Annotated in this window: 17 protein-coding genes; 9 read left to right on the forward strand and 8 right to left on the reverse strand. The window is 40.8% G+C overall.

Translation table 11 applies throughout. From position 1 onward, the window contains the following. Positions 1-79 precede the first annotated feature (79 nt). The 5 genes from FA584_RS04230 (at position 80) to FA584_RS04250 (ending at position 4,608) form a co-directional block, all read left to right on the forward strand. The gene (locus FA584_RS04230; RefSeq protein WP_167750318.1) at positions 80-370 is read left to right on the forward strand and encodes a c-type cytochrome; all 291 of its coding nucleotides are present in this window, start codon (positions 80-82) and stop codon (positions 368-370) included. An 11-nt stretch (positions 371-381) separates the two neighbouring features. Continuing rightward, entirely contained in the window at positions 382-888 is a 507-nt protein-coding gene (gene petA / locus FA584_RS04235; protein WP_167750319.1) for a ubiquinol-cytochrome c reductase iron-sulfur subunit, read from the forward strand. 9 nt (positions 889-897) lie between these two features. Next, positions 898-2,148 (forward strand): cytochrome b, encoded by a 1,251-nt coding sequence (locus FA584_RS04240; RefSeq protein ID WP_167750320.1) that lies wholly within the window; start codon positions 898-900, stop codon positions 2,146-2,148. Then, on the forward strand, positions 2,145-2,999 hold the full coding sequence (locus FA584_RS04245; RefSeq protein WP_167750321.1) for a c-type cytochrome: 855 nt from the start codon (positions 2,145-2,147) through the stop codon (positions 2,997-2,999). The genes FA584_RS04240 and FA584_RS04245 overlap by 4 nt, the downstream gene beginning before the upstream one ends. A gap of 409 nt (positions 3,000-3,408) precedes the next feature. Then, positions 3,409-4,608 carry an OprD family outer membrane porin gene (locus FA584_RS04250; RefSeq protein ID WP_167750322.1) on the forward strand — a complete coding sequence of 400 codons (1,200 nt, stop codon included), beginning with the start codon at positions 3,409-3,411 and terminating at the stop codon, positions 4,606-4,608. A 47-nt stretch (positions 4,609-4,655) separates the two neighbouring features. On the opposite strand, the gene FA584_RS14415 is transcribed toward FA584_RS04250, so the two are convergent. Genes FA584_RS14415 through FA584_RS04260 form a run of 4 tightly spaced genes read right to left on the reverse strand, consistent with a single transcriptional unit; the run spans position 4,656 to position 7,472 of the window. Further along, positions 4,656-5,177, reverse strand: coding sequence for an EAL domain-containing protein (locus tag FA584_RS14415; RefSeq protein ID WP_369806288.1), 522 nt, complete (start codon positions 5,175-5,177; stop codon positions 4,656-4,658). 1 nt (position 5,178) lies between these two features. After that, positions 5,179-5,613, reverse strand: a complete 435-nt coding sequence (locus tag FA584_RS14685; protein ID WP_256431227.1) for an EAL domain-containing protein — start codon at positions 5,611-5,613, stop codon at positions 5,179-5,181. Beyond that, complete coding sequence (locus tag FA584_RS14420) at positions 5,588-6,646, reverse strand: response regulator (protein WP_228448593.1); 1,059 nt, start codon at positions 6,644-6,646, stop codon at positions 5,588-5,590. The genes FA584_RS14685 and FA584_RS14420 overlap by 26 nt, the downstream gene beginning before the upstream one ends. Beyond that, entirely contained in the window at positions 6,582-7,472 is an 891-nt protein-coding gene (locus FA584_RS04260; RefSeq protein WP_167750323.1) for a phosphatidylserine decarboxylase, read from the reverse strand. Before FA584_RS04260 ends, FA584_RS14420 begins: the two co-directional genes overlap by 65 nt. Before the next feature lie 186 nt (positions 7,473-7,658). On the opposite strand from FA584_RS04260, the gene dbpA reads away from it, so the two are divergent. Both dbpA and FA584_RS04270 read left to right on the forward strand, forming a co-directional pair. Next, entirely contained in the window at positions 7,659-9,029 is a 1,371-nt protein-coding gene (gene dbpA, locus FA584_RS04265; protein WP_167750324.1) for an ATP-dependent RNA helicase DbpA, read from the forward strand. A 4-nt stretch (positions 9,030-9,033) separates the two neighbouring features. Then, entirely contained in the window at positions 9,034-10,548 is a 1,515-nt protein-coding gene (locus FA584_RS04270; RefSeq protein ID WP_167750325.1) for a hypothetical protein, read from the forward strand. A 26-nt stretch (positions 10,549-10,574) separates the two neighbouring features. On the opposite strand, the gene FA584_RS04275 is transcribed toward FA584_RS04270, so the two are convergent. After that, the gene (locus tag FA584_RS04275) at positions 10,575-11,186 is read right to left on the reverse strand and encodes a helix-turn-helix transcriptional regulator (RefSeq protein WP_167750326.1); all 612 of its coding nucleotides are present in this window, start codon (positions 11,184-11,186) and stop codon (positions 10,575-10,577) included. 89 nt (positions 11,187-11,275) lie between these two features. On the opposite strand from FA584_RS04275, the gene FA584_RS04280 reads away from it, so the two are divergent. Next, positions 11,276-12,127, forward strand: coding sequence for an NAD(P)-dependent oxidoreductase (locus FA584_RS04280; RefSeq protein ID WP_167750327.1), 852 nt, complete (start codon positions 11,276-11,278; stop codon positions 12,125-12,127). Positions 12,128-12,185: 58 nt separating this feature from the next. On the opposite strand, the gene FA584_RS04285 is transcribed toward FA584_RS04280, so the two are convergent. From FA584_RS04285 to FA584_RS04295, 3 genes are all read right to left on the reverse strand, one after another. Next, positions 12,186-13,787 (reverse strand): methyl-accepting chemotaxis protein, encoded by a 1,602-nt coding sequence (locus tag FA584_RS04285; protein ID WP_167750328.1) that lies wholly within the window; start codon positions 13,785-13,787, stop codon positions 12,186-12,188. A gap of 123 nt (positions 13,788-13,910) precedes the next feature. Next, complete coding sequence (locus FA584_RS04290; RefSeq protein WP_084613060.1) at positions 13,911-14,375, reverse strand: transposase family protein; 465 nt, start codon at positions 14,373-14,375, stop codon at positions 13,911-13,913. After that, positions 14,297-14,758: a transposase family protein gene (locus tag FA584_RS04295; protein ID WP_025343414.1), complete on the reverse strand. Its 462-nt coding sequence runs from the start codon at positions 14,756-14,758 to the stop codon at positions 14,297-14,299. The genes FA584_RS04290 and FA584_RS04295 overlap by 79 nt, the downstream gene beginning before the upstream one ends. Before the next feature lie 503 nt (positions 14,759-15,261). On the opposite strand from FA584_RS04295, the gene FA584_RS04300 reads away from it, so the two are divergent. Further along, positions 15,262-16,578, forward strand: a complete 1,317-nt coding sequence (locus FA584_RS04300; RefSeq protein WP_167750329.1) for a 2-isopropylmalate synthase — start codon at positions 15,262-15,264, stop codon at positions 16,576-16,578. The last annotated feature ends 16 nt before the right edge of the window (positions 16,579-16,594 follow it).

Consider the following 16,594-nt stretch of genomic DNA (forward strand, 5'->3'; position numbering starts at 1 on the left):
AACTTCTATTTTTCATCTCAGCCACATTTTTTTGCCACTTTTTTTCACTACTATTCTCGAAACATTTAAGGAGTCGTAGATGAAAATTATCTCAAAATCACTTATTATTGCCACAACATTGGCAATCAGTGCACAAGCAACCCCATTGTACACCAAATGTGTTGCGTGTCATGGTGCTGCGGGTGAGAAATCTGCTTTAAACAAAAGTCTTATCATTAAAGATATGAGCAAAGTAGATTTTATCAGCGCTATGAAGGGCTATAAAGATGGCAGTTATGGAAAAGATCAAAAAGCGTTGATGAAAGTCCAAGTGGCACCACTCAGTGATGCTCAGATTGAAGAGATCGCCTCTTTTATTACAAAAAAATAGCGGTCTTTACGATGGAAACTTGTCAAAAAAGACGTGATTTTATTGGCATGGCACTCGCAGGCGTTACCGCAGTGGGCGGTGTCTGTGCATTGAGTGCGATGAAAAAGAGTTGGGATCCACTCCCAAGTGTTCAATCGGCGGGCTTTGTTACGGTGGATATTTCCACGATAGAAGAGGGTGAAGCGCGCAGTTTTGCTTGGCGTGGGAAGCCCATCTTTGTATTGCGCAAAAGCGCAGACACCCCTAAAAATGCAAGCCGTGATGTGGTCATTGGCGAGAAAGTCTTTACCCTCGTCATTGGACTTTGCACCCATTTAGGGTGTATTCCTTCGTATGAAAGCAGTTCTAAAACGTTTAAATGCGCATGTCATGGTGGCGTTTTTGATGCTAGTGGCATTAATACCTTTGGCCCTCCACCTCGCCCTTTGGATATTCCTCCCTTTAAAATTGCCGGTGAAACACTTGTCTTAGGCGAGGAAGGCGAAGAATACAAAAAATTAACCGCGAAAAAAGCGTAGGAGTAGGGCATGGCAGAAATTAGAAAAAGCGAAGGCTTTATGGACTGGCTTGACCAACGTCTCGCGGTCAAAGCGTTTATGCGCGTGATGATGACCGAATACTGGATTCCTAAAAATATCAATTTCCTTTGGGCGATGGGTGTCGTTTTGGTGGTTCTTTTTGGCGTGTTGTTGGTAACGGGGCTACTTTTATTGATGTACTACAAACCAGACATCAACCTTGCGTTTGACAGTGTAAACTATACGATCATGCAAGAAGTAGAGTACGGTTGGTTGTGGCGCCATATGCATGGTGTGGCGGCTTCAGCGACGTTTCTCATCATCTATGTTCACCTTTTTACGGGTATTTACTATGGTTCGTACAAAAAAGGGCGTGAGATGATTTGGATTACGGGCATGGTGCTGTTTATTGCGTTTTCCGCTGAAGCGTTTAGTGGTTATATGCTTCCGTGGGGACAGATGAGTTACTGGGCGGCGCAAGTGATTACCAATCTGTTTAGCGGTATTCCTGTGATTGGTGATGACGTCGTCATTTGGATACGCGGTGATTATGTGGTGGCAGATGCGACGTTGACACGTTTTTTTATGCTTCATGTGGTACTTTTGCCTTTGGTCATTATTCTCGTGATTGCGGTGCATTTTTACTCGCTTCGCTTCCCGCATGTGAATAATCAAGATTCTGCTGAGTTTGACTTTGAAATCGAGTCCAACAAGTTTTTAGAAGGGCGCAAAAAAGAGTCCAAGGTCGTGCCATTCTGGCCTGTTTTTCTCTCAAAAGACTTCTTTGTGGTTGGCTTTTTTATGACATTTTTCTTTTTCCTTGCATGTTATCAGTTTGATTTTGCGATGGACCCGATCAACTTTGAGCCTGCCAATTCGATGAAAACACCGGCACATATCTACCCTGAGTGGTACTTCTTGTGGAACTATGAAGTGCTTCGAGGCTTTTTCTTTGACATCGGTGGCATTGCGGCAATGAATATTGGTTTGGTTGCTTTTGTGATCGCTAACATCGTCTTTATGATTTTGCCTTTTTTAGATCGCAATCCGATGAACACAGCCCCTGCGCACAAACGACCTATCTTTAAATACTGGTTTTGGCTTTTGGTGTGCGATATGATTGTGCTCACCGTCTATGGAAAACTTCCTCCCACAGGTATGAACGCATGGGTTGGATTTGTCGCAGCCGTTATTTTTCTAGGATTGTTTATCGCCCTGCCATTTATTACCAAGCACGAAGCCAAAGGAGATGAACAATGAAAGAGATCAAAATTTTAGCCATTGTGCTCTTTTTTACAGCGGTGACCTATTGGGGTGTGGAACCTTATGCTCATTCACAAATGCACCCACATGTCGCCCCTGCTGACTTTAGTTTTAAAGACATGGAACCTTTACATGTAAACGGAAATATTGACAATGGCAAAGCCCTTGTCGAAGCCAATTGCATCGCGTGTCATAGCATCAAAAGTTTAGGTTTGCAAGCGCCTATGAGCTTTGAAGAGGCTGCAAGTGCCTATGGTGTTGTACCACCGGATCTCAGTCATGCAGGGGTGATTTACGATAAAAATTACCTTGCAGGCTTTTTGAAAGACCCTGTGGGGGCGACCAAACTTTCGCATAAATTTAGCGATGCCAAACCTTACGCGATGCCGAGTTTTGCTTTTTTAAGTGAGCAAGAGATCGCTGATGTGGTGGCGTATCTAGGTAATATTGTCGCTACCAAAGCTTCCAATAAAATGGTGTTTGAAGAGGCATGTGGCAGATGCCATAGTATGAAGTATGATGGACTTAAAGCGCAAACGCCTACACTGTCTATTCAAAACTATCTTGGAGCCGTTGCTCCTGATGTGTCGATGATGATTCGTTCTAAAAAAGCAGAGTATTTAAACACGTTTATCAACGAGCCACTGAAGATGGTTGAAGGCATTGCCATGCCTCGTGTGGGTCTGACCGAAGCGTCTCAAGAGCAAGTGATCGCTTACATGGAAAGTGTGGGAGATCGTAAAAAAGCTGAGCGTGAAAGCTTAGGCTTAAAGCTCATTGGATTTATGGCTATTTTTACCCTAATAGCGTATCTGTGGAAAGTTCAAATTTGGAAGGAGGTGGAGTAATCCACCCCCTTTTACTTCGTTTTCTCATTAGAGTTCTTACAGAACTCTAAACACGCTTTTAAAGCCAAGCTCTAAAAGCTACGCTAACACTGTGTTTTCTTCGGCAGAATGCCCACGCACCTTGGGTGCTTTTACTTCTTCTAAATTTAATTTTGCAAAAAATCTACTATTTTTTTTCGTCAATAAAACTCTTTTTTCCTGCGATTATTTTGCTCTTTTTTTTATTTAAAATTTTCCTTGAAGCTTCAAATTAATTATTAAAACAACGGGCATATTAAAGGTTTTAGGCAGATGCGTTTATGGGTCTGTCTGGATGCGGTTTTGATTGAAAATAGCGCATCGTTTTTGGCATAAATTAACGTCATAAATACTTTACATGTAAAGTGTTTTTACTACAAAGGAGAAACGGATGAAATTGGCAAATCTTAGCTTGGCAGCTCTTTGTGTTGCAGGACTTAGTACCTGTTCTTTTGGTGCCGATACGTTGGCGGATGCTTTTAAAGAGGGCAAAATAAGTGGCGAGTTAAAGGCATTTTACTGGGATCGTGATCGCAATCCATCCATTCCGAGTGATTCTATTTTTAATATGGGTGTCATGCTCAATTATAAAACAGGTTCTTTGAATGGCTTTAGCCTTGGCTTAACGGGACAATCCAATAATGCCCCCTTTGCGAGTTCCAATGCAAAACAACAATTTGGTTGGGATGAATACGGCTCTGGCGCACAACTTTCTGAAGCATATCTTGCTTACCATACAGGTAAAACTACCGTTCAGGTGGGGCGTATGTTCTTAGATACGCCACTCATTGCCTCGTTAGGTAATCGTATCATCAAAGAGTCCTTTGAGGGTGCAAGCATCGTCAATACCGACCTTCCCAATACGACATTAACCGCAGCCTACGTTCAAAAATTCCAAGCGCAAACCGATGGGGCTGGAAACGTCGGCAAATTTACCACGTATAACAATCCTTACGGAACATCCCCTCTTTTGGAAGATGGCGCATATACCCTCGTAGCGGTGAATAAATCCATCACTGGTTTGACGTTAACCGCAGCGTATGCGGAAGACATTAACACCAAAGGATCCATGGCGTATGCTGAAGCGGCGTACAGTGTTGCTGTGAATGCGTTTACCTATGGTTTGGCGGCGCAATACTATTACAACGACAAAGAGATTACGGGTACGAAAAGCTCTGACTTGTACGGACTCAAAGCAAGCCTTGGATACGGTGCTGTGAGTGGTTATGTAGCCTACACCAGTGTCAGTAACGACGCAACCGTCACACCGGGCATTGGTTGGGGTGCAGACCTTGCATATACGGGCACGATCATACTTTCAAGCAGTTATCCTGCCAATACCGATGCTTATGCCATAGGTCTTGGATATGCGTTTACACCAACGACGACGGTGAATGTCGCTTATACGGTAACGGACGATGATGACCTCTCTTACGGCAAAGCAACCTACATTTCATTGACGGGTAATTATGCCTTTGATGGAGCGTTAAAAGGGCTTAATTTCTTAGCAATGTACGATAAAGAAAATCGTGATTATGCAGGTGCTAAAGATAAAGATGAATTTAGATTTAGTGCCGTGTATAAGTTCTAAAACCAATACACTCTTTTACATGTAAAGTTTACATGTAAAAGAGTCTTTTAAAACATTTCAGGTCTTCCGAAGTAATAGCCTTGTGAGTAATCAATACCCATTTCACACACAATCTCATAAATTGCTTCATTTTCAACAAATTCAGCGACCGTCGTGAGATGCTGTTTTTTTGCAAAAAGAACCATTGTCTCAACAATGTGTTGATTGAGTTCGTTGTGTTGAATATTTTTAATGATGCTTCCATCAATTTTCAGGATATCAGGCTCATAAGAGAGCAATCGCTCAAAATTTGAGTAACCTGTGCCAAAGTCATCAATCGCAATTTTGACTCCTTGGGCTTTAACCGTTTGAATGAATTTCTTAATCATTAAAAAATCTTTGATATCTTCGCTCTCTAATAGCTCGAAAATAATGCGATGTGCTTCTGTATGGTGTTGATGAAGAAGGGTTAAAATGTACTGGGTAATCTCTTCACGTTCAATGTCATGCATGGAAAGATTGATAGAAATAGAAGCTTCGGGTATTTTGTAGAGTGCTGCAAATGAATTGTCTAAGACGATTTTAGTAATTTTAGTATAGTAACGCCCTTTTTTGGGCGGTTTCTAAAAAGTACGCAGGTGTTAAGAGCTGTCCATCTTCGGTAATAAGGCGCACTAAAGATTCGTATTTTTCAATTTTTTGGGTTGTATTGTTGATGATAGGTTGAAAATAAGAGATGATTTTACCTGTATCAATCGCTGTTTTGATCATATGAATGGTCTCTATATTTTTCAGAGCATTGTCATACTCAATACCTGAGAGTCCATCGGCATAGACGATAGATTGTTTATTTTGAATTGCATGGTCGATACCGATTTTAGCGTCTTCAAAAACTTTAAAAATGCCATACGTGAAACTGCAAATAACGGAAATGTCATACTCGATAGAATCGATTTTGACGATGTGTTCTTTAACATTAAGAAGAAACTGCTCTAAAACTTCATAGATTTCTTTCTTTTTTAGCACGGCAACTTCGCCTATCGATGGCAAAGGCATAAAGACCATTTTCAAGATTGTAAACGCGCTGAAATCCCCAGCGATTAGGCATCAGATAGAGCATAACTCTACCAAATGTATCTTCGATTTTACCGACACTGGCTTTGTCGTAAAACTTTTCCAAAATAGGATAGTCTTCAATTTGCACTAAAATGAGAACGGAAAGACGGTTCGCTTCCAAAAAATCAAAAAGCTGTTTTTTATCGCTCATAATAGCCGTAATGTCGTGGCGCAAGGAGATGTACTCTTCAACCTCGCCCTCTGGGTTTAAAATGGGCTGGACGGTTGTTTTAACATAGTACGTATCGCCGTTCTTTGCGCAGTTTTTGACAATGCCTTGCCATGTTTGTTTCTCATCTTTAATTGTTTTCCAAAGGTCTCGAAAAGCAGCTTTGGGCATATCGGGATGACGAATGACGTTATGCGATTTACCAAGAAGCTCTTCTTTGGAGTACCCTGAAATTTGACAAAATTTATCATTGACAAAAGTGATAACACCCTTAGGATCGGTTTTAGAGATGATTGAACTGACGTTGGTAATGTTTTCGTACTGTTTGAGTAAAAGTGAATTTTTCTTGTTTTCATAGCGTAAATGCAGTTTTTCAAGAACACGGTTGAGTGTTTGTGTCAGTTGTGCTTGATGCAGAGGTTTGAGCAGGTATCCATCGACACCTATTTCGATGGTTTGAGTGAAATCATGTGCCTCATCCTGTGAAGAAAGGACAATAATTGCAACTTCAGGATTAACCTTTCGTATACTCTGAATCATCTGAATGCCGTTCATGCGAGGCATCGTAATGTTGGTTATAACAAGATCGATAGTATCGTGGTAGCGTTCATATAAATGGACACCATTTTCTCCATCGACTCCTACGATTATCTTGGCAAAAAACTCTGAAAAAAGGTTTGTTGCTATCTCTCTATCGTGGGCATTGTCTTCAATGTAAAGAAGCGTCTTCTCTTGACTGGTCTGTTGGATGGGCGCTGTTTGCATGAATTCCATTGATTAATCCTCCTATAGGTTGCCCAAACTGGACTTGTGTGATACCACCAAGTTCGAGATTGATAGATTCTTTTTCAAAAAGCATAACAATGGTTGAACCCATTTCAAAATGACCAAGTTCATCGCCTTTTGAAATGAAAAGATCGTCATAAAGATAGCATTGCTGAAGGCTTGACTTGGCATTGGTTTGGATGGTCTTATCAAAGGTAAATGCCATTTTCCCGACATTTAAAGCACCCACAAAAACCATGTAAAAAAGGGTGTCTTCTTTGGTATAGCATTCTAGTACAACACGTTCATTTTCGAGAAACAATCCCTGCACTTTTTTTAACCAACAAAAATTGACAGGATACAGTTTACCTGGAATATGTAACGCTTTTGTAACACGCATATCAATCGGTGCATGGTAACGGTGATAATCACGAGGAGAGAGGTAAAAATTAACATAAGAGCCGCCCTCTAAACGGTCTTTCTCCTGTTTTGCAATGTAATCACCTAGCAATTTTCTTACACTGTAGCTAAACCCTTTAATTTGAAGGGCTAACGCATTTTCTATGGTTCCAAAAGCACTGACAAGACTATCGCATGGCGAGATGATCGTTTCTTTATTGATATTAAAAAGGCGTCTGGTTTTAAATTTTCGGGTAAACAGCTTATTTAAACTTTTGTAAGCAGAAGCTTCTTCAAATTCCATCAGATCAACCTTCATCATGGAAACATAGGTTTGATTAATGATGCGTTGTATTGGACTTGGAAACTCTTTGGATGCAAAAATACCAAAAAGACGAGACGCAATAGAACTTTTAAAATTAGGATAGCGTTGCATATGACCCTTTTATATAACCTTTTTCGCCTTTTAAGAACGGTAAAAAAAGTATGAAATTTTTAAAAGAATAGATTATACCAAATGAAATAACTTTTTTGTTGTTCAAAGAGTATACAGGCTAAAATTATGCTACGATTTGACATCTTAGAAAGAATGAATTTTATTTAAAATTATGCAAAGGTTTCCATGTTTAACGCGTTTATCACCGAGCCTAAAATGCTCCAAAACCTCAATGATTTGGGCTATGTGTCCATGACACCGATTCAAAAAGCGTGCATTCCTTTAGCGCTTGCAGGTCGTGATCTTGTTGCTAAAGCCAAAACAGGTAGTGGCAAGACAGCCGCATTTGGAATACCCCTTTTGATGGCGTTACATGTAAACTCCATGCGCATCCAATCGGTGGTACTTTGCCCAACCCGTGAGCTAGCCGAACAAGTCAGCGCGGAGCTAAGAAGGCTTGCCAGATTTGCCCACAATATCAAGATCGTCACCCTTTGTGGTGGAGCTCGTTTTGTACCGCAGTGCATCAACCTAGAGCATGGCGCGCACATCGTGGTAGGAACTCCTGGGCGCATTTTGCAGCATTTGCAAGAGAAAACCATCAATTTTGAACACATTAAAACGCTCGTACTTGATGAAGCGGATCGCATGCTCGACATGGGTTTTTACGAAGACATCGAAAAAATCATCGCCAAAATGCCAACCAAACGCCAAACGCTACTTTTCTCTGCCACGTTCCCCAAAGAGATCGAGCGCATGTGCAATGAAGTGCAAAATGACGCTTTACATGTCAGCATCGAAGAAGAAGCAACCACGTCTCCCAACATCACCCAAATCTGCTACACCGTCGAGCCACGCGAAAAAGAAGAAGCACTTAAAGGTGTTTTACTGGAAAGCGATGCTAAGTCGGTCATCATCTTTTGCAAAACCAAAATCGGTGTAGCGGAACTTCAAGGCTACCTTTTAGACGAAGGCTTTGATGCACTTTCCTTGCATGGCGATTTAGAACAAATCGACCGTGACGAACACCTACTTCTCTTTGCCAACGGCAGTGCGCAAATCCTCGTAGCGACCGACCTTGCCTCACGTGGCTTGGATGTCAAAGATATCGAAATGGTCATCAACTACGAACTCCCCCAAACCATGGAAATCTACACCCATCGCATCGGACGAACAGGACGCATGGAAAAAGAAGGCATGGCAGTCAGCTTTGTCACGCCACGCGAAGAGAGCTTCCTTGAAGAGCTTAAAGAAGCCAATTTTGCCTTTACATGTAAAAGCCTCAGCGACTTAAATCCAACCCTATCAAAGCCCAAAAAAGCCCAATACATCACGCTTTGCATCGATGCAGGCAAAAAACAAAAAATGCGCGCCGGCGACATCTTGGGCACACTCACCAAAGACTTGGGACTAGAGGGCAAATTCATCGGCAAAATTGACATCTTAGAAAAATTTTCTTACGTCGCCATAGCGCGTGAATACGCCGATAAAGCGTTTGATGGACTGTGCGCCACGACGATTAAAAACAGACGGTTTAAGATATGGAAGTTGGGGTAAACCAATGAAAAAAACGCTTGCCGATTTTCAGCCTTTAAAACCTGCGGAACAAGAACTTTTTGAGTGTTGTCAACGTGGAGATATTGCTATTATTGGTGAAGAGAGACCAACAGAAAAAATAGAAACGAATGAAATACGAGCAGAGTTTTTACGATGGCTTATCCTTTTTTCAAAAATAGACATTAATCCAAAAGGTATACAACTTTATGGTGCCTGGATTAGTGGCATCCTTAATTTAGATAATGCTCAGTTTTTAAATGTTTTGGGTTTTTGGAAATGTGTTTTTGAACAAAAGCTCTCTATCATAAGGACTACTATAAAAGACATTTATATGGATGGTTCTTTATGTGAACAAGGTATTCGTGCTGATGGATTTAGGTGTCATGATTTACATTTACGAAATGGTTTTGAAGCAAAAGCAGAAGTTCGTTTTGCAGGTGCTAAAATTAAAGGAAATTTTGATTGTACTAATGCAATCTTTAAATCACTAGATAAAAAACAGAAAGCTTTAGATTGCAATGGCATATATGTTGATGGGCATGTATTTTTACGAGATGGTTGTAGTGCTGACGGAACAGTGCGCTTTTCAGGAGCAAAAATTAAGGGTAATTTTTCTTGTTTAAAAGCAACATTTAAAGCTTTCACTGAAGAAGAAAAAGCTTTAAATTTTAATGGAATGATTTTAGGAGGGGGGTTACAATTACGTGATAATTGCACAATATTAAATGGAAAAGTTGATTTAATCAATTTAACTGTCAATGTATTAGATGATAAAGAATTTTGGGAACAAGTTACATTAAAAACGGTTTATCTAGATGGTTTTAATTACGGACATATTTATGGTGATACCTCTGCTTCTTTCCGCCTTAAAAACATGCTTGGCAAAGTGTCAGAATTTAGTCCACAACCATATAAGCAACTTACCAAAGTCTTACGTAATATGGGACATGATAGAGATGCCGATGAGGTAATGATAGCTTTACATGATAAAAAGCTAGAATTTAGCAAAGAGTCTTGGCTGTATAAAGTGTTTCGTAAGATTTACAAATGGACTTCAGAGTATGGCTATCGCCCGATGCGTATCTTAAAAATCATGTCAGGTATTTGGTTCCTTTTTGGATGTATTTATTGGTATGGTGCAAATGTTACTGTTTTCGCTCCTTCCAATCCATTGATTTTTCAAAAGCAAGATTATAACTGCACGATTGATAAAAATGGTACAAAATGGTTTGCTTCTCCCCAAGATTACAATGCTACTAATAACTGGTATAAAGCATCGCCTCCTGAATACACAACGTTTCAACCCTTTTGGTATTCGCTTGACATCATCTTGCCTGTGGTGGATTTGAAGATGGAGAAAGATTGGGGTGTGGTGATTCCTTCGCCTGATGGAAGTTTTTTTACAACCTTCAATTATTTTATTCGTTTTTTAACATGGAGCGAAAATATCATTGGTTGGATACTCAGTTTATTGCTTGTTGCGATTTTATCGGGACTTGCGAAAAACGAAAAAGAGTAATTGCTCTTTACATGTAAAGCGGTGAGTTAACCTCTCACCACCTTCAACCAGTTATAAATCGTAGCTTTCGAGACATTTAACACCGAGCAGATATACCCCACGACGTTGCGAATGGCGAAGATGCCTTCGCTTTCTAAGAAAATCACCAACTCTTTTTTATCGTCGCTTGAAAGACCTGATAGGGCGATGTTTTTACTGCTTAAGTACTTCTCTATCGTCTCCTCGGTATGTTCTCTCCAACTTTGGGAAAAAAGTACGGAAGGTTTGGGCGCGGAGTCGTTTACATGTAAAAAGCCTTTGAGCGATTCAAACAGCGTTTCGATGGGTTCAGTGTTGTAATTAATGCAGATCATTCCGATGGGTTTTTCCTCCATGTCTCGCACGATGATGCTCACCGCCTTAAGGCGTTTGCCATCACTACTGGTTTTATCGTACGGTCCGACCCAGTTTTCTTTGATGCCATCTAAGTCTTTGAGCTCACTAATCATCGCATCACCCACACGACGCTTTGAGAAGGCATTGACGATGTGAACGAGCTTCTTGGCTTCCAAGTCGTGCATGACGACTTCAACATTGGGGTAAAACAGTTTCGTGATGGCATCGCACAAGGCGACATAAGGTTTAAGTTCTTTTTTCATAGGGAAATCATAACACAACTTTTGAAAAATTATCTTGATAAAGTGTCTAATTTAGACTATAATTCTAAAAACTACAACAAGGAATGAACATGGCAATCGGTTTTATAGGACTCGGAAATTTAGGAACGGCGATCGCAAAACGGTTAATGAGTATGAATGAAGAGGTTTTAGTGTGGAATCGCACCAAAGCGAAAGCCGAAGCCAAAGGTTTTGTGTGTGAAAGTTCCCCCAAAGCACTTATCGAAAAATGTGACACGGTGCTCATGTGTCTGTTTGACTCAGCAGGTGTACGCAATGTTCTCACGATGGAAAACGGACTTTTAAGTGTCAATCTCAAAGGCAAAACCATCATCGACCTTACGACCAACCATTTCAACGATGTCATTGAATTTCATGCGATGGTTGAAAAACACGGAGGCAGTTACCTCGAATCGCCTGTTTTAGGCAGCGTTGTGCCAGCCAGTAAAGGTGAGCTCACTGCCGTTTGCGCGGGGCGTGAGAGTGTTTATCTTACATGTAAACCACTTCTTGAAAAATTTGCCTCAACCATTTTTCATCTCAAAGAAGCTGGATTTGCGGCGAAGATGAAGCTGATTAACAACCTCTGCTTAGGATCATTTATGGCGACCATCGCAGAGTGTACGGCTCTTGGTGAGGCGTGTGGCATTGATAAAAAAGAGCTTTTAGAGATTTTGGGCGCGGGTGGTGGAAAGTCATTGGTATTGGCAGCAAAAACACAAAAACTCATCGATGAAGACTTTAGTCCGCATTTTAGCACTTCTGCGATTACGAAAGATTTGCATTGTCTGCAAGACTTGGCGTACAGTCTGAACCGTCCGCTTTACACCGCAAGTGTCACCAAAGAGCTTTTTTCCAAAATGAAAATGATGGGCAAAGGCGATGAAGACTTTAGTTCGATCTATCAGCTTTTCAAAGCGTAATTTCACCCTTCGGAGAGCTTTACATGTAAAGCTCTCTTGCTGGAAAAAGGATGCTCTCTTAGAGTGTTTTAAATTGAGCGAGAGAGAGGTTCAGGTCTTCGGAGAGTTTGGCAAGGTGTTCAGCCGCTGCGGCAATTTCTTCGACACTTCTAGCATTCGTATTTGAGATAGAACTGATGTGTCGAATACGATCAATGACATGAATGGCTTTTTCACGACCCATATTGGCATCACTGGCGGTTTGAATCGCTCCCGTTTTGGCGTTCTCCATACTGGTAACCGTTGTTCTCATCAGCGTTTGTGTCGTTTCCGCTCGATCTCCTAGCTGTTGAATTTCTGTTGCACTCTTACGCATCATCTCTGAGGCAGCACTGACGGATTGAACAATGACGGCAACGGTTGCATTACTTTCCACAAGGCTTTTTTGGGTACGTTCCGCAAGTTTTCTCACTTCATCTGCGACCACGGCAAAACCACGACCATGTTCACCTGCACGAGCCGCTTCTATGGCGGCATTGAGTGCTAAGAGATTCGTTTGCTCGGCAATATCGGCGATTACGGAAAGGACTTGTTTAACTTGCGCAACGTCTTGATCCAAATGTTCAAGTCTGGAAGAGAGGTCTGTTTGATTGACAACGACGTTTTTGAGTTCATCGGAAACGGCAAGCACCTCTTCTGAAGCATTGGTCAGTTCGTTTGAAACATTGGCAATCACGTGACCCGATTGTTGAGAGCTATTGGAACTTACTTCTAAAATAGAGACAACGGATTCTGTTTCTTGTGTGGTCTCTTCAATCTCGCGTGCTGCATTTTCGGTACTTCGACCAATATGAAGTGAAGTGCTTGAAAGCTCTTCTGCCACGGCTGCATTTTCTTGAGCACTCTGTTTTGCTCCATCGATTGCTTTGGCAAGTTGGGCTAAAAGGGCATTGAAGATGTTCATCATTTGTGCAATTTCATCCTTCTCACCCGTTTGTATTTTATAATTGAGATCTTTATTTTGAGCGATGTAGGTGCAACCATCAGAAGCTTTTTGGATTGAAAGACGAATTTTGCTGATAATAAATAAAAAAAGTAACGTGACTACAACCATTAAAATAACAGAAGCTGTAATGCCGATAATTTTTGAGGTTTCCAGTGATTTAAATTCAGACTCTTGAATCGTACTGCTTAATTCTTTGATCTTTGTTAGAAGTTTAAAATAATGCTCGGCTCCTTCTTCACTCAGCTTTTGAAGCAGTTGACCGTCTTTAGAATCGATAAACTCTGGCGCATGGATTTTATACGTATGTTCTTTAATAATACGAAAACGTGTTTCATTGCCTGTATGATAGGCAACCGTGCTCTCTTTGATCGTATCCAAGTTTTTGGAATACACTGGATTTTTGACTTCTTCCCTTAAGATATCAATCGTTTTGATGATTTCTTTATAGGTTAAATCATAGCCGTCATAATTTTTTGTGTCATAGTTGAGTTGATAGCCTCTAGCATAGGTTCCAAGCGTAGCACTTAAAGAACGCAATGCACCGACTGTTTCTATCGTAGTCGCTGTATTACGGGCGATTGTTGTACTTGAAATGAGAAGATAGGTGAGACTTCCGGTACTGAGAAGAAACAGTAATAATAAAAATATCATTTTGGATTTGATCGTTAATAACATGTGTTGCCTTTGTAAAAATAATATAACCTGAAGTGTTATAGATTGACAACACTTCAGGTTATTTCTAACCAGTCAAACTGGAATCTAAGCCCTTTGTTTTTCATATTAGACATCTTGCAAAACTCATTTGTATTCCACAGCAAAACCACGGTCAAAGTTGATTAATCCACATATCAAATTAAAGCGTAGATTGAATCGTTTTCTTCTGTTTCTGTATTTTTGGGTGAGTATCTGAAATGTTTTGATTTTAGCATTCACATGTTCAACACATATTCTAGCACTTGCTTTTTGTCTGTTTTCCTCTTTTTGCTCCTCACTCAAAGGATGAAGTTTGGAGGCTTTATGGGGAATTTGACAATGGCTATGTTCTTTGGCAATACCCAGATATCCCAAATCAACATAAACACAGGTCTTGGGCATCAAGGGGAGATTAGATTCTTGAAACAGTCTAAAATCATGTGTCGTACCTTTAGCGGTATGCACACACATAATCCTCTCCTCTTTATCAATCACAATCTGTCCTTTAAGGGTATGACGCTTTTGCTTACCTGAGTAGTACTCTCTTTGCTTTTTTTGGGTCTTTGACAAGGCGTTTCTGTCGCATCAATGACAACAAAAGAGAGGGCAACATCACTTTTATAGAGTTCTCTCTTGCTTGGCAATGAAAATCTACCAGACTTAATCAACACTTCTTCTACTTCACATACAATCCTTGAAGCCGTTGATTCACTCACACCATAATCAAATCCAATATGTTCAAGGGTGCGATACTCACGATAATAGCCAAGCATCAAAAGTACTTTATTTTCTGGTGAAAGAGATCTCCTCCCTCCTACACCTAATCCTTTTTTACGATTCTCATCGTATTGCCTAAACACCTCTATCATTGCGTTAAATGTCTCTTCATTAACGCCAATATGGCGCTTAAAATCTTTGGGTTTATGCTTTTGCATTTGTTCATATTTTTTCATGCCTCTTGCCAAGCATTTTTAGTGCCTTTTATTTGAGTTTTGCAAGATGTCTATTAAAAATTTTATATCAAATTTATAGCATGAGAATAGCATGCTCAAAAATAGTACCAAAGTAATATTGTTTTAATATAAATTATTTTTTAATGTATTTTGCGATTTTTCAACTTCTGTGCTATACTACGCTTTATAAATTTTCTTAAAGGAGAACAGATGGAAACTTTTATCACCCATCAAACCATACACCAACCTCAGAGCATTGCGCAATTTTCTAACGCATCACTCGTCGTCGTCCTCCTCCTGAAGCTCCGTTAAACCTTCATTCTTAACCCCTTTTTTTTCACTGTTGATTTTTAAATTGGCTTTTTAGCCCTGAGGACACCTCTACCTAATCAGCTCAATTTTTATCATTTTCATTGTTGTTTTTCTTGTCCTAACACAAGATTTTCTGCCTGATTTTGGCATGTATGAGCCTATAGCTCATTTGAACACTTAAGGATATTTCTATGCAAACTGAACAAACTTTTAAAAAATACAAACCGTACCCGTTGGTACATTTAGCTCACCGCGAGTGGGCAAGTAACGTTATCACAAGAGCGCCTATTTGGGTTAGTACGGATTTAAGAGATGGCAACCAAGCTTTGGTTGAGCCGATGAATGCGACCAAAAAATTGGCGTATTTTCAAAAATTGGTCGAGATGGGATTTAAAGAGATCGAGATCGCGTATCCGAGTGCGTCGCAAACGGACTTTGACTTTTGTCGAACATTGATCGAACGGAACTTAATTCCTGAGGATGTTAGGGTTGCGGTTTTGATGCCTTCCATCGAAAAATACATCAGAAAAACGTTTGAAGCGATGAAGGGGGCTAAAAAAGTAACGATGCACCTTTACAACCCAACGGCGGACAATCAGCGCAAAATTGTGTTTGACAAAAGCAAAGCGGAGATCATCGCTTTAGCGGTTGAAGGGACACGCATTATCAAAGAAGAGGCGGCAAAATTTAAAGGTGATGTGATGTTTCAGTACTCACCCGAGAGCTTTTCGCAAACGGAGTTGGAGTTCGCACGCGATGTGGTGAATGCGGTTATCAGCGAGTGGATGCCCACGAAAAATGCACCGATGGTCATTAACTTGCCGAACACCTTGGAAGCCTGCACGCCGAACATTTATGCCGATCGAATCGAGTGGATGAGCAAACAGATGTTGGAACGCGACTCCGTTATTTTAAGCGTTCACCCGCACAATGACAGAGGGTGTGCGGTAGCGAGTGCGGAGATGGCGATCTTAGCAGGGGCACAAAGAGTAGAGGGAACGCTTTTGGGCAATGGCGAGAGAGCGGGCAATGTTGACTTGATTACCTTAGCGTTCAATCTTTACTCGCAAGGGATCGATCCGATGTTAGACATCTACAACATCGATACGATTTTACAGGAGATCATTACATTGACGCACAGTAGCATTCCTCCCCGTCACCCTTATGTAGGTTCTATGATTTACACGGCTTTTTCGGGTACCCATCAGGACGCAATAAAGAAGGGTATGGAGTACCAGAAGGTGGCGTTAGATGGTTATTGGCACGTACCGTACCTTGTGATCGACCCCAAGGATATCAAGCGGGATTATCGCGATGTGGTGCGCATTAACTCCCAATCGGGCAAAGGGGGCGTGGCGTATGTGCTGAAGGAGTTTTACGGCATTGAGACGACCAAAAACATGCAAATTGAAATTGCGTTGGAAGTCCAAAGGCTTTGTGATGAGAAGGGTATTGAAGTTACGGCAGAAGAGATTTTTAAAGTTTTCAGGCAAATATGCAAGCTTTGAGCTTTACATGTAAAGA

Origin of the sequence: Sulfurospirillum diekertiae (assembly GCF_011769985.2) — a bacterium.
GTDB lineage: Bacteria > Campylobacterota > Campylobacteria > Campylobacterales > Sulfurospirillaceae > Sulfurospirillum > Sulfurospirillum diekertiae.